19 protein-coding genes and 1 pseudogene are annotated in these 17904 nt (G+C 54.9%); 9 read left to right on the top strand and 11 right to left on the bottom strand.

The window, feature by feature from the left end:
• Positions 1-90: 90 nt before the first annotated feature.
• The 4 genes and pseudogenes from LVJ83_RS03850 (at position 91) to LVJ83_RS03835 (ending at position 2923) form a co-directional block, all read left to right on the top strand.
• Positions 91-873 carry a tRNA threonylcarbamoyladenosine dehydratase gene (locus tag LVJ83_RS03850; protein WP_244786473.1) on the top strand — a complete coding sequence of 261 codons (783 nt, stop codon included), beginning with the start codon at positions 91-93 and terminating at the stop codon, positions 871-873.
• Positions 870-1728, top strand: a pseudogene (locus LVJ83_RS03845) (segregation and condensation protein A). Before LVJ83_RS03850 ends, LVJ83_RS03845 begins: the two are co-directional and overlap by 4 nt.
• Positions 1729-1799: 71 nt before the next feature.
• Entirely contained in the window at positions 1800-2732 is a 933-nt protein-coding gene (locus LVJ83_RS03840; RefSeq protein ID WP_244786471.1) for a PaaI family thioesterase, read from the top strand.
• A 20-nt stretch (positions 2733-2752) separates the two neighbouring features.
• Entirely contained in the window at positions 2753-2923 is a 171-nt protein-coding gene (locus LVJ83_RS03835; RefSeq protein WP_244786469.1) for a hypothetical protein, read from the top strand.
• Between the two features lie 2 nt (positions 2924-2925).
• On the opposite strand, the gene LVJ83_RS03830 is transcribed toward LVJ83_RS03835, so the two are convergent.
• A complete protein-coding gene (locus tag LVJ83_RS03830) occupies positions 2926-3096 on the bottom strand; it encodes a hypothetical protein (RefSeq protein ID WP_244786467.1) in 171 nt (56 codons plus the stop codon).
• Between the two features lie 449 nt (positions 3097-3545).
• On the opposite strand from LVJ83_RS03830, the gene LVJ83_RS03825 reads away from it, so the two are divergent.
• The 5 genes from LVJ83_RS03825 (at position 3546) to LVJ83_RS03805 (ending at position 8840) form a co-directional block, all read left to right on the top strand.
• On the top strand, positions 3546-4148 hold the full coding sequence (locus LVJ83_RS03825; protein ID WP_244786465.1) for a CoA pyrophosphatase: 603 nt from the start codon (positions 3546-3548) through the stop codon (positions 4146-4148).
• Positions 4149-4282: 134 nt separating this feature from the next.
• Positions 4283-5110, top strand: coding sequence for a bifunctional DNA-formamidopyrimidine glycosylase/DNA-(apurinic or apyrimidinic site) lyase (mutM, locus tag LVJ83_RS03820; RefSeq protein WP_244786463.1), 828 nt, complete (start codon positions 4283-4285; stop codon positions 5108-5110).
• An 82-nt stretch (positions 5111-5192) separates the two neighbouring features.
• Positions 5193-6017, top strand: a complete 825-nt coding sequence (locus tag LVJ83_RS03815; protein WP_244786461.1) for a 1-acylglycerol-3-phosphate O-acyltransferase — start codon at positions 5193-5195, stop codon at positions 6015-6017.
• 281 nt (positions 6018-6298) lie between these two features.
• On the top strand, positions 6299-7036 hold the full coding sequence (locus LVJ83_RS03810) for a glutathione peroxidase (protein WP_244786459.1): 738 nt from the start codon (positions 6299-6301) through the stop codon (positions 7034-7036).
• A gap of 355 nt (positions 7037-7391) precedes the next feature.
• Positions 7392-8840: a dihydrolipoyl dehydrogenase gene (locus LVJ83_RS03805; protein WP_244786457.1), complete on the top strand. Its 1449-nt coding sequence runs from the start codon at positions 7392-7394 to the stop codon at positions 8838-8840.
• A 275-nt stretch (positions 8841-9115) separates the two neighbouring features.
• Here LVJ83_RS03805 and LVJ83_RS03800 read toward each other — a convergent pair whose 3' ends face one another.
• From LVJ83_RS03800 to dusA, 10 genes are all read right to left on the bottom strand, one after another.
• A complete protein-coding gene (locus LVJ83_RS03800; RefSeq protein WP_244786455.1) occupies positions 9116-9820 on the bottom strand; it encodes a GntR family transcriptional regulator in 705 nt (234 codons plus the stop codon).
• Positions 9821-10412: 592 nt separating this feature from the next.
• Positions 10413-10829, bottom strand: a complete 417-nt coding sequence (locus LVJ83_RS03795) for an OsmC family protein (RefSeq protein WP_244786453.1) — start codon at positions 10827-10829, stop codon at positions 10413-10415.
• A 2-nt stretch (positions 10830-10831) separates the two neighbouring features.
• Positions 10832-11329 carry a ribonuclease E activity regulator RraA gene (gene rraA / locus LVJ83_RS03790; protein ID WP_244786451.1) on the bottom strand — a complete coding sequence of 166 codons (498 nt, stop codon included), beginning with the start codon at positions 11327-11329 and terminating at the stop codon, positions 10832-10834.
• Positions 11330-11605: 276 nt separating this feature from the next.
• Positions 11606-12607: an ADP-glyceromanno-heptose 6-epimerase gene (rfaD, locus tag LVJ83_RS03785; RefSeq protein WP_244786449.1), complete on the bottom strand. Its 1002-nt coding sequence runs from the start codon at positions 12605-12607 to the stop codon at positions 11606-11608.
• A gap of 306 nt (positions 12608-12913) precedes the next feature.
• The gene (rfaE1, locus tag LVJ83_RS03780) at positions 12914-13864 is read right to left on the bottom strand and encodes a D-glycero-beta-D-manno-heptose-7-phosphate kinase (protein ID WP_244786447.1); all 951 of its coding nucleotides are present in this window, start codon (positions 13862-13864) and stop codon (positions 12914-12916) included.
• Between the two features lie 27 nt (positions 13865-13891).
• Complete coding sequence (locus LVJ83_RS03775; RefSeq protein WP_244786445.1) at positions 13892-14710, bottom strand: M48 family metallopeptidase; 819 nt, start codon at positions 14708-14710, stop codon at positions 13892-13894.
• The gene (locus tag LVJ83_RS03770) at positions 14700-15170 is read right to left on the bottom strand and encodes a YbjQ family protein (RefSeq protein ID WP_244786443.1); all 471 of its coding nucleotides are present in this window, start codon (positions 15168-15170) and stop codon (positions 14700-14702) included. Before LVJ83_RS03770 ends, LVJ83_RS03775 begins: the two co-directional genes overlap by 11 nt.
• Positions 15171-15182: 12 nt before the next feature.
• Entirely contained in the window at positions 15183-15509 is a 327-nt protein-coding gene (locus LVJ83_RS03765) for a YbjQ family protein (protein ID WP_244786441.1), read from the bottom strand.
• Between the two features lie 94 nt (positions 15510-15603).
• A complete protein-coding gene (pyrF, locus tag LVJ83_RS03760; RefSeq protein ID WP_244786439.1) occupies positions 15604-16338 on the bottom strand; it encodes an orotidine-5'-phosphate decarboxylase in 735 nt (244 codons plus the stop codon).
• Positions 16339-16629: 291 nt separating this feature from the next.
• A complete protein-coding gene (gene dusA, locus LVJ83_RS03755; protein WP_244787642.1) occupies positions 16630-17637 on the bottom strand; it encodes a tRNA dihydrouridine(20/20a) synthase DusA in 1008 nt (335 codons plus the stop codon).
• Between the last annotated feature and the right edge of the window lie 267 nt (positions 17638-17904).

The following is a 17904-nucleotide window of genomic DNA, read 5'->3' as shown; positions in this document are numbered from 1 at the left end:
GTGGGATTGATGACGAGCTTGCAGTATAATACGCGTTGGCCGATTTGCCAGCATTTTTTCATTTAATTTTGATTTACCACAAGGCTTGTTATGTTCCAACCCGTTTCCGTATCTGCCCGCCGCTTCGGCGGTATTGCCCGTTTATATGGCAACGAAACGTTACAGCGTTTTGCCGCCGCACACGTATGCGTGGTGGGTGTGGGCGGGGTCGGCTCTTGGGCGGTAGAAGCGCTGGCACGCTCCGGCATCGGCCGCCTGACGCTGATTGATTTGGACAACGTGGCCGAATCCAACGTCAACCGCCAGCTGCACGCGCTCACCGATGCATTCGGTAAAGCCAAGGTCACAGCGCTGCACGAGCGCATCCTGCAAATCAACCCGGCCTGCCGAGTGACCGAAATCGAAGATTTTGTAACGCCTGAAAATCTGGCCGACTTGTTTTCAGACGGCTTTGATTTCATTATCGATGCCATCGACCAAGTGCGTGTAAAAGCCGCCATGGCCGATTATTTCGTACGCCGCCGGCAGCCGTTTGTGCTCAGCGGCAGCGCGGGCGGCCAGAAAAATCCGGCGCTGATCCAAACCGCCGATTTGAGCCGCGTCACCCACGACCCGCTACTGGCCAACCTGCGCTACACCCTGCGCAAACGCCACGGTTTCCCGCGCGACACCGCCAAAAAAATGCGCGTGCCCTGCGTGTATTCCACCGAAAACATCACCCCGCCGCAAACCGCCGATGCCTGTGCCTGTGCCGCCGATGCCGCGCCGCAAGGCTTGTCATGCGCAGGTTACGGCGCCAGCATGCTGGTTACCGCCACCTTCGGCCTTTATTGCGCACAAGCCGCCATCGACCATATCGGCAGCCGCGCATGAACGATACCGCCGCAGACAACAGGCCGTCTGAAAATGCCGTGGCATGGGTATTCGGCCAGCCCGTTACCGATATGCCGCAAGATTTGTTTATTCCGCCCGATGCACTCAAAGTGGTGCTGCACAGCTTTCAGGGGCCGCTGGATTTGCTGCTGTATTTAATCCGCAAACAGAATATCGATGTATTGGATATTCCGATGATGAAAATCACCGAGCAATATCTGCACTACATTGCGCAAATGGATGCCCACCAATTCGACCTTGCCGCCGAATACCTGCTGATGGCCGCCGTGCTGATTGAAATCAAATCACGGCTGCTGCTGCCGCAACCCGAAAACATCGAAGACGAAGAAGCCGCCGACCCCCGCGCCGAGCTGGTGCGCCGCCTGCTGGCTTACGAACAAATGAAACTGGCCGCGCAAGGCCTTGATGCCCTGCCCCGTGCCGGCCGCGATTTCGCCTGGGCCTATCTGCCGCTGGAAATCGCCGCCGAAACCCGCCTGCCCGAAGTGCAGATTGCCGACCTCACGCAGGCCTGGCTGGCGATTCTTTCCCGCGCCAAACACACCCCGCAGCCACGAGGTCGTGCGCGAAGCCCTTTCCGTGCGCGCACAAATGACCGCCATTTTGCGCCGCCTGCGCGAAGGCAGCTGCCTGTTCCACCAATTGTTCAAGCCCGAACAAGGCGCGGCTTATGTGGTGGTCAACTTTATCGCCCTGCTCGAATTGGCCAAAGAAGGGCTGGTGCGGATCGTGCAGGCAGAAGGGTTTGAAGCCATCGAAGTGCATCGGCAAGACGGCAGCGACAGTGTGGAAGAAGCTGCCGGCAGCCATGAAGACACACCGCCGGCACCCTAATCATCCCAACAAACCAACAATTTTCAGACGGCCTCACCCCATAAAAACCGCCGCACACAAAAGGAGCAAACATGCCGCAAAATCCCACCGTTTACCGGCACCTGGCCGAACACTATCTCAGCCTGCCGCATTGCCGCGCCATTGATTTGCAATTCGAGCGCACCGAACAGCGCCGCCCGGTCTTGAGCATTGCCAACCGTGCCGACCTGATCGGCCGCAGCGACAATGCCACCATCCACGGCGGTGCCGTCTGCGCGCTCATCGACGTTGCCTCCGCCTGTGCCGTAGCCGCACACCTGAGCGACTACGAAATTCTCGCCACCCTCGACATGCGCATCGACTATATGCATCCCGCACTTACCGACCGCCCCGTCTACGCCCGCGCCACCTGCCACCGTTTGGCCGGGCAAGTGGCTTTCGTGCGCACCCGCTGCTATCAAGACGACAGCCGCGATCCGATTGCGCTGGGCACCGCCACCTTTATGCGCACACCGCTGGGCAGCCGCGAACAACAGCAGCTGGCCGAACATTTAAACCGCCACAATGCCGGCTCCGTCCCGCTGCCCGCCCCCGCAAGCCACGCCGGCGCAGATTTTACAAACGATACCGCCCATAGCGCCGCTGTTGCAGCACTGATGCCTTACGCCGCCTTTATCGGCCTGCAAAGCGGGCATGATCACGCAGGCCGCCGCTGCTATGCCCTGCCCTACAAACCCGAATTAATCGGCAACATCTTTCTGCCCGCCCTGCACGGCGGCCTGATCGGCGGCTTTATGGAAAGCTGCGCCGCACTTTATCTGCACGAGCAGGCCGGCCTGGACGAATTGCCGAAAATGATTGATTTCTCACTCGACTATCTGCGCTCCGCCCGCGCCGAAACCGCCTACGCCCGCTGCATCCTCACCCGCCAGGGCAGCCGCATCACCAACATCGCCGTAGAAGCCTGGCAAAGCAACGAACACAAACCTTTTGCCGTGGCGCGCTGTCACTTTCAAATGCCCTAGGGTGTCCGGACAATTTGTTTATGAGGGGATTTTTGTTCCTGAAAATGCAAATGCCAGGCAAAAAACGCAGCAAGATTGGACATCTTGCGAGGTTTTTTAACGCAGCAGATGCGTTTTCAGGGGCAAAATACACCCGTAAATCGAATGGTCCGGACACCCTAGGGTGTCCTGATACCCATTCACAAAAGTAAACTCACAAGGCCGTCTGAAAACATTTTTTCAGACGGCCTTTACACGCACAGGGTTTTCGTGAGCATACCCCGCGCGATACACCATACAAGGTCGGATACTCGAATCCGACATGTTTCAGACGGCCAAAATCATTGGGAATCGCAAGAATATCGAACCATTTGTCGGATACCAATATCCGACACTTGCTTGCTTTTGCGAATGGGTATGACTATTTCGTTAATATGCTTTCCGGCGCTCATGTACAGTGAAGTATCGCCGCAGTCATGCCTATATATCGGCAAACCCGCTATGCAAAAGCCAAGGCCGTCTGAACACATTTTTCAGACGGCCTTGGTCCTATCCATTCAAAAAGTAAGCAAACACGGCAGCAAGCCGGAAGCAGAAGCTGATGCCAGGGTGTCCTGACCATTCAGAATGACTCAGATTTTTTGTGATAAAAATACAGATGCCAGGCAAAAAACGCAGCAAGATTGGGCATCTTGCGAGGCTTTTTAACGCAGCAGATGCGTTTTCAGGGGCAAAATACACCTATAAATCGAATGGTCAGGATACCCCCTAAGCCGTTCGCTTACTTTTTTGAATTGGTATAACATAAGCACATTATCTGCACACAGCTTGCCTATGACCCATACCGAACTCGTGCATTTTTTCCAGCATGCCGCCCGCTACCCCACCGCCCTGCGCGAACAACGCAATCTTTTACTCGACACCCCGCAACCGCGGGAAGCCGCCGTGTTGCTCGCCACCGTTTACCGCCACCGGCAATGGCAGTTGCTGCTCACCCGCCGTGCCGACACCTTACGCCACCACACCGGCCAGATTGCCCTGGCCGGCGGGCGCCGCGATCCGCAAGATTTGAGCCTGATCCATACCGCGCTGCGCGAAACCGCCGAAGAAACCGGCATCGGCTGCGAGCGCTGGCAAACCTTTCCGCAACTGCCGCCTTATTACACGCCGACGGGCTATGCCGTATCGCCCGTGCCGGCCGTGTGCCCCTACAACCCGAACACACAGGCCAATGTCGGCGAAGTGGCCGAAATCTTTTATCTGCCGCTCGATTTTGCCCTGCATTCGGGCAATTACACCCGCCGCGAATTTCAATACAACGGCCGCACGCTCCATGTGCCGGCGCTGCCTTACCGGCATTACGATATCTGGGGGCTGACCGCTATGATTCTCTATGATTTGGCCGAACGGTATCGCCAATACAGGCAGGCCGTCTGAAAAAATAATGCCGTTTTTCAGACGGCCTGAGTTTAAAAACAGCCAAACAGCCTTATCTACCCCATCATCCCAACCACATTGAAAAGCCTGCCGGTCTGCCGATTTACCGCATGCCGGCAGAGCTGGAAACCCTTATGCCCGAACTACCCGAAGTCGAAACCACCCTGCGCGGCATCAGCCCGCACATCAGCGGTAAAACCATTGCCGACACCGCCATCCGACAGCCCAAATTGCGCTGGCCGGTGCCGCCGACACTGGCTGCCGCCCTTCAAGGCCAAACCGTGCTCGAATGCAGCCGCCGCGCCAAATATCTGCTGATCCGCTTTAACACCGGCCTGCTGTTGATTCATTTGGGCATGTCGGGCAGCCTGCGTATTTTTACCGCCGGCGACGAACGCATTGCCCTGCCGGGCAAGCACGACCATATCGATATAGCCTTTACCGACGGCACTTTGCTGCGCTACCACGACCCGCGCCGCTTCGGTGCCGTGCTGTGGTTTGCAGGCGCCGCCGAACACCATCCGCTGCTGGCCGCGCTGGGCCCCGAGCCTTTATCGGCAGCATTCAACGCCGCTTATCTGTATGAAAAACTGCACAAACAAAAACGCGCCGTCAAACCCGCCCTGATGGACAATGCCGTGGTGGTCGGTGTGGGCAATATTTATGCCAACGAGAGCCTGTTTGCAGCCGGCATTTCGCCCAAACGCGCCGCCAATCAAGTCACCCGCAAAGAATGCGCACGGCTTGTCGAAACCATACAGGCCGTGTTACAACGTGCCATTGCCACCGGCGGCAGCACCTTGCGCGACTTTGTCAACAGCGACGGCCAAAGCGGCTATTTCCAACAGGAATACAATGTTTACGGCCGCCACAATCAGCCCTGCCCGCAATGCGGCCAATTGATTCATAAAGAAACCATCGGCCAGCGCGGCACATTTTACTGCCGCCATTGCCAAAAATAGTTTCATATTCTTTAACAGCAGGCCGCCGGCAGTTGTAATATAATGCACGATTAGATTAAAAATCCTAATTTCAAAGCACCGCATGTCCGCACAAAAAGCCCCCCTTTCAACACGATTCCTCCGCCTGGCCCGCATGGCTGCCTGGCTTTTCCGCACCGGGCGCGACCTGCGCAGCATCGACGGGCGCAATGATGAACAACGCAACCGCGCCCTGACCACACTGGGCAGCGGCGCCTTACAGGCGCTGGGCATCAAACTGGATGTGGCCGCCCCGCCTTCCCACCGCAGCGTTAATGGCACGTTGGTGGTGTCCAATCACGTATCCTGGCTGGATATTTTCGCCATGAGCGCCCTCTATCCGAGCAGCTTTATCGCCAAGCAAGAAATCCGCGATTGGCCGGTGTTGGGCAAAATGGGCAAAAACGCCGGCACCGTATTCATCAACCGCAATGCCCGCAAAGATGTCGGCCGCACCAATGCCGCCATTTCCACCGCCTTGCAGCAAGGCATGAACGTGAGCTTTTTCCCCGAAGCCAAAACCTCTTTAGGCATTGACGTGCTGCCCTTCAAAGCCGCCCTGTTTCAGGCGGCCATCGACAGCAGCGCGCCGATTCAAGCCATTTCGCTGCGCTATTACGACCACACAGGCCAACGCACCACCGAGCCGTCATACGCCGGTAGTATGAATCTGTTTAAATCATTATGGCGCATCGTATCCATGCCCGAAATCCATATCCGTATCGATTTCGCTGAGCCGCTGGTGCCTGCCGAACACCCCCAAAAAGACCGCTACGGCTTAAAAGATATCGCCGAGCAGTTTGTCCGCACCAAAGTGATGGAAGACAGCCCGCTCAACAAAGGCTATCCTTCTGAAGACTCGGGCATACAGCCGGCCGCACACTCATAACCCAACCGTTCGGCCGGCGGGGTATTTTGCCCATAACGATGCAGACAGCGGCCAAGCAAAATGCCGCCGCCATTCAGAAGCCGTCTGAATACCGTAAAATCGGGTAAACCCCTTGGTTTTTGCAACAAACGTCACTATATGATTTGAACAGCAGATTTTATTAAATAGTTTTTTATAATTAATATTATTTGAACTATAAATTATACAAATTGGAAGAGCAGGCATATAATGTCTGCATCAATTCTGATGTAACCCTTAAAACCCACATAGGAGTATGAAACATGGCTTTAGTAGATCGTACCGGTCAACAAGTACCGAACTGCACTTTCCACACCCGCGTCGGCGATACTTGGAAAGACGTGACCACCGACGAATTGTTTAAAGGCAAAAAAGTCGTTGTATTCTCTCTGCCGGGCGCTTTCACCCCCACCTGCTCTTCAAGCCACCTGCCGCGTTACAACGAGCTGGCTAAAGCATTCAAAGAAAACGGTGTAGACGACATTTTGTGTGTGTCTGTAAACGACACTTTCGTGATGAACGCCTGGGCTGCCGACGAAGAATCTGACAACATCACCATGATTCCCGACGGCAACTGCGAATTCACCGAAGGCATGGGCATGCTGGTCGACAAAAACGACCTCGGCTTCGGCAAACGCTCATGGCGCTACTCTATGCTGGTTAACGACGGCGTTGTAGAAAAAATGTTTATCGAGCCGGAAAAAGAAGGCGACCCCTTTGAAGTTTCTGATGCCGACACCATGCTGAAATACGTAGCGCCCGAATGGAAACCGCAAGAATCCATCGCTATTTTCACCAAACCGGGCTGCCAATTCTGCGCCAAAGCCAAAAAATCGCTGCAAGACAAAGGCCTGGCATTTGAAGAAATCGTATTGGGCAAAGATGCCAGCGTGGTATCTGTACGCGCCATCACCGGTAAAGTCACCGCTCCGCAAGTGTTTATCGGCGGCAAATACATCGGCGGCAGCGAAGAGCTCGAAACCTACCTGGCTCAAAACTGATTCTATCGCCGTTAAAGCGAAAATCCGGATGGCGTTTTACGCCGTCCGCCTGAATAACTCCGGGGTTATTCAGGCAGTGTCTGTCGCATGATTTGCACTGCCTGAATAACTCTGTTTTAACATTACACCCATTCACAAAAATAACCCGACCGCGTTGGCTCACCTTGCCGTATATGACTATACTGTCTGATTAGCTGACTTTTGCAACGGGTATTGCAGGCAAACACTTGGTTATCGAAAATTTCAAAGCGCTTGCCGCCTCCATCCCCGCTTCCGACCCGAAATCTGAAGCAAACCCATAAACAAATGCACAGGCCGTCTGAAACCGTTTCAGTCTGCCGGAAAAGGAAAACATATGAAACAAATTCAAGCCGATGTTGTTGTGATTGGCGGCGGCACTGCCGGCATGGGCGCCTTCCGCACCGCCCGGCAGCACACCGACAATGTTTACCTGATTGAAAGCGATGTCTTCGGCACCACTTGCGCCCGCGTCGGCTGCATGCCTTCCAAACTGCTGATCGCAGCGGCCGAAGCCCGCCACCATGCCCTGCACACCGATCCTTTCGGCATCCACTTGGATAAAAACAGCATTGAAGTCAACGGCGAAGAAGTGATGAACCGCGTAAAATCCGAACGCGACCGTTTTGTCGGCTTTGTCATCAGCGATGTCGAAGAATGGCCTGCCGACAAACGCATCATGGGCGCCGCCAAATTCATCGACGAACACACCGTTCAAATCGATGACCACACCCAAATCAAAGCCGATCGCATTGTGATTGCCACCGGCTCGCGCCCCGTGATTCTGCCGCAATGGCAGAGCCTCGGCGACAAGCTGATTATCAACGACGATGTGTTTTCATGGAACACTCTGCCCGAGAGCGTGGCCGTGTTCGGCCCCGGCGTTATCGGTCTGGAGCTGGGTCAAGCCTTGCACCGCTTAGGCGTCAGAGTGCATATCTTCGGCTTGGGCGGCATGCTCGGCGGCATTTCAGACCCGGTAGTGTTGAAAGAAGCCAAAGCCGTATTCGGCGAAGAACTTGCCATGAATCTCGATGCCAAAACCGAAGTCAAGCTCAACAGCGAAGGCAAAGTGGAGGTGCAATGGTCTGAAGCAGGAGAAAGCGGCAGCTTTACCGCCGATTACCTGCTGGCCGCCGTCGGCCGCAAACCCAATACCGACAACATCGGCTTGGACAACCTCAATATCGAACGTGACGAGCGCGGCGTGCCCAAAGCCAATCCGCTCACCATGCAGACCAGCATTCCCCACATCTTTATTGCAGGCGATGCTTCCAACCAACTGCCGCTGCTGCACGAAGCTAGCGATCAGGGGAAAATTGCCGGTGAAAATGCAGGCGCCTACCCTGCCATCAGCAACGGCCTGCGCCGCAGCACCATCGGCGTGGTCTTTACCAGCCCGCAAATTGCCGCCATCGGCTTGAAGTTTGCTCAGGTTCAGGAGCGCTATAAAAACATGGAATGCGTGGCCATCGGCGAAGTATCGTTCCGCAACCAAGGCCGCAGCCGCGTGATGCTGGTCAACCAAGGCCATATGCGCGTGTATGCCGAACAAGGCACCGGGCTGTTTATCGGCGCAGAAATCGTCGGCCCCGCCGCCGAGCATCTGGCACACCTGCTGGCCTGGGCGCACCAGCAAAAGATGACCATTGCCGAAATGCTGGATATGCCTTTCTACCATCCCGTGATTGAAGAAGGCCTGCGCACCGCCCTGCGCGATGTCAACAGCAAACTCAAACTCGGCCACGCAGCCCCGATCGACTGCTCCGAGTGCCCCGGCGACTAAAAAAAGCGGGCAAAACCGCAAACCGGCGGCCATACTGAGAAGGGCGGTGAACTTAGCGCTTCACACCCCTTCTTCAGAAGATTCATGAAGAGCCGCCGCCACAGTCGGTTATACCCAAACACACACAAACAATCAGGCCGTCTGAAACTGCAAAACAGTTTCAGACGGCCTTTTCTTTTATAGATAACCTATTATAGATAACCTATAGATATAGATAACCGTTATTCCTGCACGGCCATTCCGACCTGCGCCGGAATGGGGAAGGAAAAACCTGCCTAACCGGCAAATTGCTGGTTAAGCCGCTCCTGACAGCCGCCCAAATGCCGGCGCATCATCTTGCACACCCGCGCGCGCTTGCCTTCGCTGAGCAAATCCAGAATTTCTTTGTGCTCGTCGTAAGAGCCGTTGCGGCGCACAGGTTTGTCGAACACCGCAATCATTAAAGATGAGCGGGCACACAATGTATTCATGGTTTCCAGCAACACATCATTATCCAACAAGCGCACCAGCTCAACGTGGAACGCATTCACCAAGCGCACCCAACCGACACGGTCGCCCTGCTCGAAAGCGATTTTTTCTTTTTCAATCATCTCATACAGCGGCGCGAGCCGTTGGGGCAGATCGGGCAAATCAAGCAGCATATCCATAACCATTTCTTCCAAAGCGATGCGCATTTCATACACATCCTTGGTTTCTTTGGCATCGGGCACATGCACAAATGCGCCGCGGTTGGGCTGCAAATCAACGATTCTGTCGTGCGCCAACAGCGACAATGCGCCGCGCACGGTGCTGCGCGAGCAGGCCATCTGGCGGCACAAATCGGATTCGGTCAATTTTTTACCGGGCAGCAGCACACGGTCGGTGATGGCATCCAAAATGGCGGCATACACGCGAAAAAGCTCCGAATCGTGGCGCTCTTCAGTAATCATGGAAGATGCGGTCGGGGCTTCCACTGGGCTGTTCTCTATCGTATTTTCCATAAATATCATTCTGCCGGGTAAACGGCTTTTGCTGTCATCATTATCTTTTTCGGCATGCGGCGATTACGGCAGATGCGCAATCGGAAATTCCTGCATTATAGCGGATAGGCAGCCTGCTTCACTGGTTTTGCCATCATTTTACGGCGCTTTCTGCAACTTGCCACATCATGATGCCGGTTAAAAACACGCCCGAACCACGCTTGCCGCTTTACCATACATTATAAAGCAAATTGATAAAATAAAACAAAATATAGCCGTTCGGCTTATTTCCATTCATCACAATCAACCGGTACGGCGGTCAAGCAAACTGTCATCAATATTACCGATGGCCGGCTTGGCGCTTCCCTATCCTTCGTTTTTCAGACGGCCTAATCAAATCTTAACCGACTGGCAGCAGCCTATCTTTGTTATATTATAACACCGCCGGCGCCATTATGCGCATGCGGCCGACAGCTTTTGCCAACGTTTTACCCATATATACAGCCGCTCAGCTGAATCGCCATACGGCGCGGCGGGCAGAAGATGCTGCCGGCCATATGTATGGTAAGGCAAAACAATGAAGCAGGATGATTCAATTTAACGGCTATCGCCATCAGGCCGGCGCCACTTCAAAGCTATGGGTAATATTGGCTGCTTTGCCGAGCATAATCGATGCCGAGCAATATTTCTCGGCCGACATCTGCACCGCTTTTTCAATCGCAGCCTCTTTCAAATCATGGCCGATTACCTTGAAATGGATATGGATATCGGTAAACACTTTCGGCGTGGTCTCCGCGCGTTTGGCGGTAACGGTAGCTTGGCAATCAACCACTTGCTGGCGCTGTTTTTCGGCAATCAGCACCACATCGATGCTGGAGCAGCCGGCCACGCCCAAGAGCAGCATTTCCATCGGGCTGGGGCCGCGCTTCACGCCGCCCTCTGCGGCCGAGCCTTCCATGACCACGCTGTGGCCGGATTCGGTAGTGGCGACGAAACACATATTGTCGAGCCATTTTGATGTAACTTGCATGTTTAGTCCTCTAAATCAAACGGGGCAGCCGACACCAGCACACCGTCGGCATCGCTGTAAAGATAATGGCCGGGTACAAAATCCACGCCGCCGAACGATACGGTGATGTCGGTTTCGCCCGCGCCGGTTTTACCGCTTTTTCGCGGGTTGCTGCCGAGCGCTTTGACGCCGAAATCCATGGTATTGATGGCTTCACTGTCGCGGATCACACCGTAAATCACTGCGCCCGCCCAGCCGTTGGCCGCACCGGCGCCTGCAATCAAATCGCCCATCAGCGCGCTGTAAAGCGAACCGCCGCCGTCGATCACCAACACTTCGCCGTCGGAATGGCTGTTCATCAATTGCTTAATCAGCCCGTTGTCGCGGTCGCATTTTACCGTGCGGATTCTGCCGCAAAATTTCTGCCGGCGCCCGAAACGGCGAAATTGCGTTTCGCACGACGGGGTGTCGGGGGCGATGTCGATTAAATCGGCGGTGGCAAATTCTTGGCTTGTGTTCATGTTACGCTCCTTCATGTGTGTTCAGGCGGCCTGAAGCCATATAGCCGTGCAACAGCTATAGCAAAGCGAACCCTCAGATAATGGTGGCTTTCAGACGGCCTCTGTTGTTTATCGTAAAATGAATAAAAAAGTGCTGCGGCTTGCTGCCTTGTTTCACTGCTTTTTCATCCCACTATTAAGAGGCCGTCTGAAACGCATTCACAAAAGTAAGCAAATAAAGCGGCGGCTGAAGCAAGCCGGTGCCGTTAGGTTGTTTTTGCGAATGGTTTGAAACGATTATAAATGATTCAGCATCCAATGCACATAACGGCTCACGCCTTCATCGACATCGAGGAAACGGCCTTCGTAACCGGCAGCGCGCAACCGTGTAATGTCGGCTTCGGTAAAGCTTTGGTATTTGCCTTTGAGCGCATCGGGGAAGGGAATGTAGCGGATTAATTCTTCTTTCACCAACTCCTCCAGCGTCATGGCCGGCTTGCCTTCGGCCACGCGGCAAGCGTTGACGGTGGCGGCGGCCAGGTCGTTAAACGGCTGACTTTTGCCGGTGCCGAGATTGAAAATGCCCGATTGTTGCGGGTGATCGAAGAAAAACAGGTTCACTTTTACCACATCTTCTACGCTGACAAAATCACGCGTCTGCCCGCCGTCGGCATAGCCTTCGTTGGCACCAAACAGGTTGACGTAGCCGTTTTCGCGGTATTGGTTGAAATGGTGGAAAGCCACCGAAGCCATGCGGCCTTTATGCTGCTCTTGCCGGCCGTAAACATTGAAATAGCGGAAACCCACCACTTGCGCGGTCAACCCCGCTTCCATACGGCGGCGCACCACTTGGTCGAACAGGAATTTTGAATAGCCGTACACATTTAACGGCGCTTCCAGCTCGCGCTCTTCACGGAAAATCTCGCCTTTGCCGTAAACGGCGGCGCTGGAGGCATAAAGATACGGGATACGCTCGTCTTGGCACCAATCGAGTAAATCGAGGCTGTATTGGTAGTTGTTGTCCATCATATACAGGCCGTTATGCTCCATGGTGTCGGAACACGCGCCATCGTGAAACACGGCTTGGATATCGTCATACGGCAGGGTATGCTCGCGCACTTGGCGGATGAATTCGTGTTTGTCGAGATAATGGGCGATTTCGCAATCCACCAGATTGCGGAACTTGTCGCCGCGGGTGAGGTTATCTACCGCCACAATGTCGGTGATGCCGCGCTCGTTGAGGCCTTTAACGATATTGCTGCCGATAAAGCCGGCCGCGCCGGTTACGATGATGGTCATGATTTTTCCTTTTTGCTGAGGCCGTCTGAAAGGTTTTTTATTTCATTACCGTTCAGACGGCCTTTTAATGTTATTCGCCGTCGGCTTTAATATACGGTTTCCATCTGTCCGTCAGGATAATGCCGCACCACATGGCCTTTGTTGCCTGCAAGCCGGTATGGGTATTTCGCTTTTTCGGCGATTTATGCGCTGTAAACCGCATCCTACCCAACCGGCTTACACCGGATGATTCCCAATCAGAAGATTGCATGATGGTTCTTTCGAGGCCGTCTGAAAAGCATTCTTGCCCTTTCAGACGGCCTGAAATCACAGTTCGGCCAATGCCGCTGCCAATTCATCGAAGCTGCACACTGCCGTGCCCAGTTTCGCCACCACCACACCGGCGGCGGTGTTGGCCAGGTGCATGGCTTCGGTGATGTCGAAGCCCGCTGCCAGCGCCAAGCCCATGCTGGCAATCACCGTGTCGCCTGCGCCGGAAACATCATACACTTCCTGCGCACGTGTGGGCTGGTGATCGATTTGACCATCGCGAAACAGGCTCATCCCCTCTTCGCTGCGGGTGAGCAGCAAGGCTTCCATATCGAGGCGGCGGCGCAGCGATTGGGCTTTTTCGGTTAACTCTGCTTCGTTTTTCCAGCTGCCCACCACTTCTTTCAATTCGGCGCGGTTGGGCGTGAGCAAGGTGGCACCGGTGTATTTTTCGTAGTCATCGCCTTTGGGGTCGATTAACACCGCTTTGCCGGCTTCACGCGCCCAGTCTATCATACTCGACACATGCAGCAGGCCGCCTTTGCCGTAATCCGACAAAATCACCACATCGTAATCAGACAACAGGTTGCGGTAGGTTTCTTTGACACCATCGAGAATTTCACGGCGCGGCGTTTCTTCAAAATCCAGCCGGATAAGCTGCTGGTTGCGGGCCACTACACGTAATTTGACCGTGGTGGCGATTTCGGGGTCGCGCAGCAAATGTGAGGCCACGCCGTCTTGCCGCATCAGGCTGTCGAGTGCGCCCGCAGCTTCGTCATCGCCAACCACCGACAGCAATGCCGCCTGCCCGCCGAGTGAGGCGATATTGCGCGCCACATTGGCCGCCCCGCCCGCGCGTTGGTCGATTTGGTTGATTTTCGCCACCGGCACGGGGGCTTCGGGCGAAATACGCGCCACATCGCCAAACCAGTAGCGGTCGAGCATCACATCGCCCACCACCAAGACACGGGCTTGAGCCAAGCGTTTTTTCAATTGTTCGGTATGCATATCAGACACTCTTTGATTTCCTGTTGATTATTCAGACGGCCTCTGCCAACGGTTTGGCCTGGCCGGTTTGTGTTCTGCATAAGCCGCTTGCCGCGCCAGCTTTCTGACGGCTGCCAAGCGTGCTTGCGGGCGCGGGTGGGTAGACAGCCAATCCGGCGTGTGTGCCGGCATTTGTTGCTGTGCGCTCAATTCTGCCAACACTTCCAGCATTTCCACCACGCCGCCGGTATGGCCGTATTCTGCCGCCGAAAACCGCACTGCACCAGCATCGGCAGCTTCTTCCAAATCGCGGCTGTAGCGCAAGTTTTCCAAATAGCCCAAGCTGCTGAAACCGTCGCCGCCGAGCACCGCCGAGCCGATTATGTCCAGCAGCAGGCTGCGCGACACGCCGCGCAAAGGGTCGCGTGCGCGGATATGGCCGATTTCGTGCGCCAATACTGCCGCTACGGCTTCCTCACTCGGCAAAACATCGAGCAAACCCTGCATCATCACCACATGGCCGCCGAAAGTGGCAAAAGCATTGACCATCTCGTCATTGCCGATATGCACCGTCACGCTGCCCTGCGGCATCTGCATCGAAGCGGCGATTTTATCGGCCAAGGCCTGCATGCCGGCATCTTCACGGATATCCGCCAGCAGCGGCGCAGCCAGTGGCGAAAACCAACGGCTTTCATTTTGCAGCGACACGGTATAAGGCAGCGTGCGCACCAGCAGCTCGACCGCCAACAGAATCGCCAGCCCCGCTGCCGCCAGCCACATCACCATCCGCCCTAATTCTTTCAGCGGGTGTTCGTGCGCGATATTGGGGTTGAGCCGCTCATCGAAGCGGTGGTTTTCAAACTTCATCAGCCAGCGTTCCCGCCGTGCCGTAGGCCAGCACTTCAACCGTGCCCAAAGCGCCTTTGCCGTTATCGGTCTGCGATAGTGATGAGGTTTCCAGCTTGATATTGAACACCGCATTTGCCCCCTGCCCGGCAGCCTGAGCCTTCATGCGCAGCAAAGCCTCGCGCCGGCCGCGGTCGAGCATGCTTTCGTAACTTTTCACATTGCCGCCGAAAATCTGCCGAAACATAGCCAGCGTGCGGCGGAAATAATCGCTCGACACCACCACGCTGCCGGTCACCAAAAACTGGCTGCCAAACTGCTCCGACGGAAAACGGGACACCACCACCACGATGTGGTGCAACTGGGCTTCACGTTTCAAAATACTGGCATAATGGCGTTTTTCCAGCAAGCTGCCGACAATCAGCGCCCCCAGCAGCAGCAATAACGGCCAAGCCACTTTAGCCATCATCATCCAATCCATCTCTGCCTCCGTTTACTGCTCGTCGTCCAGCAGCACCGCAGAGCCGTAAGCAAAAATTTCAGCAGCCCCTGCCGCCACCGAAGAGGTGGAAAAGCGCACGTTTAATACGGCATTCGCACCGGCTTGACGCGCCTGCTCCAGCATACGCGCCACCGCCTGTTCGCGCGATTCGTTGAGCAGCTCGGTATAGCCTTTAAGCTCGCCGCCCACCATGTTTTTGAGGCCGGCCATAAAATCGCGCCCGAAATGTTTGGCCCGCACGCTTGAGCCTTGCACCAAGCCCAAATGTTTGACTACTTTGCGGTCGGGAATAAATTCCATATTGGATATCAACATCATCGTTCTCCAGAGATTTATCGTTGTTTATAGTTGTTTTTGATAAACAATATTTCAGACGGCCTACTGGCTTATCGACAAGGCCGTCTGAAAATCATCAGGCACCGGCAGCAGCCGCATTCACTTCGCGCAATACCGCCACCGGATCAGCGGCTTGGGTAATCGGGCGCCCCATCACCAAATAGCTCGAACCGGCAGCCAAGGCTTGCGCGGGCGTCATAATGCGGCGCTGGTCGTCACTATTGCCGGCAACATCCAAACGGATACCGGGCGTGACCAAAACGAAATCTTCACCACGCTCGGTGCGCAAACCTGCCGCTTCGTGGGCGGAGCAGACTACGCCGTCCAGCCCGCTTTGCTGCGCCAAGGCGGCCAAGGCGGATACTTGCTCGGCAATACTGCGCTGCACGCCGGTTTCGGCAAAATCCTGCTCGTCCATGCTGGTAAGCACGGTGACGCCGATGAGCAACGGTTTGTGCGCATGATGGGCCACCGCCTCAGCGGCGGCTTCCATCATGCGGCGGCCGCCCGAGGCGTGCATGTCTACCATCCACACGCCCATATCGGCGGCCACTTTGCAGGCCTGCGCCACGGTGTGGGGAATATCGTGGTATTTCAAATCGAGAAACAGCTTGAAGCCTTGGTTAATCAGGCTTTCGGCAAGGTTGCGGCCGGTGGCGGTAAACAGCTCTTTGCCGATTTTGAGCTGGCACAAGTCCGGCTCGAGGCGGCGCACGAATGCAAGCGTGCTTTTTTCATCGGCAAAATCCAACGCCACAATCACGGGGGTGCGCGCGTTTTCGGAAACAAAATCAGCGATTAATGGGTTCATGATGATATCCGTTTACAGATTTCAGACGGCCTGACCGCTCGATTCCGATCCTGCATCAATATACAGGCCGTCTGAAACAAAAATGATAGTAACTCTATTTTATCAACTTTCCGGGCTAGGGTGTCCTGACAATGCGTTTATGGAGGGATTTTTGTTTCTGAAAATGCAGATGCCAGGCAAAAAACGCAGCAAGATTGGACATCTTGCGAGGCTTTTTAACGCAGCAGATGCGTTTTCAAGGGCAAAATACACCCGTCAATCAACACATCAGGACACCCTAAATGGGAATGCCTATGCATCCCATGCATTGGCTTTTTCCACTTCGCGCCAAGCCGCCAGAATCAGGCTGCCGTCGTTGTCTTTCAAAAGCGCGACATCGGAAAGCATGCGCCGCCATACGCGGGCATTTTTCAGGCCGTGCATCAGGCCGAGGTAATGGCGCACCATATGCCGCAAAATCGTTCCCCGCCCTGCCTGAATCTGTGTTTGGCTGTATTCATACAGCCGCTGCACCAATTCGGCATAAGCGGCCGGCGCACGGGTATCGCCGTAAAACAGCGCATCCCATTCGCGCATCACCATCGGGTTGTGGTAGGCCTCGCGCCCGACCATCACGCCGTCGACATGTTTCAGATGGCCTGCAATGGCTTCATTGTCGGCAATGCCGCCGTTGATGATGATTTCTAAATCGGGAAAATCTTGCTTCAGGCGGTAAACATATTCGTATTTCAGCGGCGGCACTTCGCGGTTTTCTTTCGGCGACAGGCCGTCGAGCCAGGCGTTGCGCGCGTGCACGATATAGGTGCGGCAGGCGGTTTTTTCACGCAAGGTGCCGACAAAATCAGCCACGGTGCTGTATTCGGTTTGGCGGTCGACACCGATGCGGTGCTTCACAGTAACGGGAATCTGCACCGCATCCTGCATGGCGTTCAAGCAATCGGCCACCAACAAGGCTTCGTTCATCAAACACGCACCAAACGCGCCTTTCTGCACGCGCGGGCTGGGGCAGCCGCAGTTTAGGTTGACTTCATTATAGTCGTATTGTGCCGCGGCTTTGGCGGCTTTAGCCAACAATGCCGGCTCGCTGCCGCCCAACTGCAAAGCCAGCGGCTGCTCGCCCTCGTTAAACCGTAAAAACCGCTCAGCATCGCCGTAGACCACCGCACCGGCATTGATCATTTCGGTGTAGAGCCAGGTGTGGCGGGTAATCTGACGCGCCATATAGCGGTAATGGCGGTCGGTCCAATCGAGCATCGGGGCAACGCTCAGGCGGCGCGGCGGCAGGGTTTCAGACGGCATATCGTGTTTCGGCTGTTGATAGGGTTCAGACGGCATTATAGCAAATGCGGCAGACACACATCAGCCAGAAAAAGCAAGAGGGCGCCGCGGGTGATGACGCTGACTTTGATTTGAAGCAATATCGGGCAATATTTCGCTCTCCAAACCGGCCAATTTAAATTGTATATATGTTAACATTTTTAAAAATTTTCAAATCATATTCGTGTAATTGCATGTAGTTAAAAGCACAATTGCCAAACATTGTTTTTGTTTATATATTCTCAACTT

The organism is Uruburuella testudinis (assembly GCF_022870865.1).
Taxonomy (GTDB): Bacteria; Pseudomonadota; Gammaproteobacteria; order Burkholderiales; family Neisseriaceae; genus Neisseria; species Neisseria testudinis.
The sequence above is the reverse complement of the archived record's forward strand: the minus strand, read 5'-3'. Positions and strand labels throughout refer to the sequence as shown.

Coding starts and splice junctions, on each gene's coding strand:
- pyrF (WP_244786439.1), bottom strand. CDS start 16,338: ATGAACCCATTAATCGCTGATTTTGTTTCCGAAAACGCGCGCACCCCC.
- LVJ83_RS03765 (WP_244786441.1), bottom strand. CDS start 15,509: ATGATGTTGATATCCAATATGGAATTTATTCCCGACCGCAAAGTAGTC.
- LVJ83_RS03850 (WP_244786473.1), top strand. CDS start 91: ATGTTCCAACCCGTTTCCGTATCTGCCCGCCGCTTCGGCGGTATTGCC.
- LVJ83_RS03825 (WP_244786465.1), top strand. CDS start 3,546: ATGACCCATACCGAACTCGTGCATTTTTTCCAGCATGCCGCCCGCTAC.
- LVJ83_RS03800 (WP_244786455.1), bottom strand. CDS start 9,820: ATGGAAAATACGATAGAGAACAGCCCAGTGGAAGCCCCGACCGCATCT.
- LVJ83_RS03795 (WP_244786453.1), bottom strand. CDS start 10,829: ATGCAAGTTACATCAAAATGGCTCGACAATATGTGTTTCGTCGCCACT.
- rraA (WP_244786451.1), bottom strand. CDS start 11,329: ATGAACACAAGCCAAGAATTTGCCACCGCCGATTTAATCGACATCGCC.
- LVJ83_RS03810 (WP_244786459.1), top strand. CDS start 6,299: ATGGCTTTAGTAGATCGTACCGGTCAACAAGTACCGAACTGCACTTTC.
- mutM (WP_244786463.1), top strand. CDS start 4,283: ATGCCCGAACTACCCGAAGTCGAAACCACCCTGCGCGGCATCAGCCCG.
- LVJ83_RS03835 (WP_244786469.1), top strand. CDS start 2,753: ATGAGGGGATTTTTGTTCCTGAAAATGCAAATGCCAGGCAAAAAACGC.
- rfaD (WP_244786449.1), bottom strand. CDS start 12,607: ATGACCATCATCGTAACCGGCGCGGCCGGCTTTATCGGCAGCAATATC.
- LVJ83_RS03770 (WP_244786443.1), bottom strand. CDS start 15,170: ATGGATTGGATGATGATGGCTAAAGTGGCTTGGCCGTTATTGCTGCTG.
- LVJ83_RS03815 (WP_244786461.1), top strand. CDS start 5,193: ATGTCCGCACAAAAAGCCCCCCTTTCAACACGATTCCTCCGCCTGGCC.
- rfaE1 (WP_244786447.1), bottom strand. CDS start 13,864: ATGCATACCGAACAATTGAAAAAACGCTTGGCTCAAGCCCGTGTCTTG.
- LVJ83_RS03840 (WP_244786471.1), top strand. CDS start 1,800: ATGCCGCAAAATCCCACCGTTTACCGGCACCTGGCCGAACACTATCTC.
- LVJ83_RS03775 (WP_244786445.1), bottom strand. CDS start 14,710: ATGAAGTTTGAAAACCACCGCTTCGATGAGCGGCTCAACCCCAATATC.
- LVJ83_RS03805 (WP_244786457.1), top strand. CDS start 7,392: ATGAAACAAATTCAAGCCGATGTTGTTGTGATTGGCGGCGGCACTGCC.
- dusA (WP_244787642.1), bottom strand. CDS start 17,637: ATGCCGTCTGAAACCCTGCCGCCGCGCCGCCTGAGCGTTGCCCCGATG.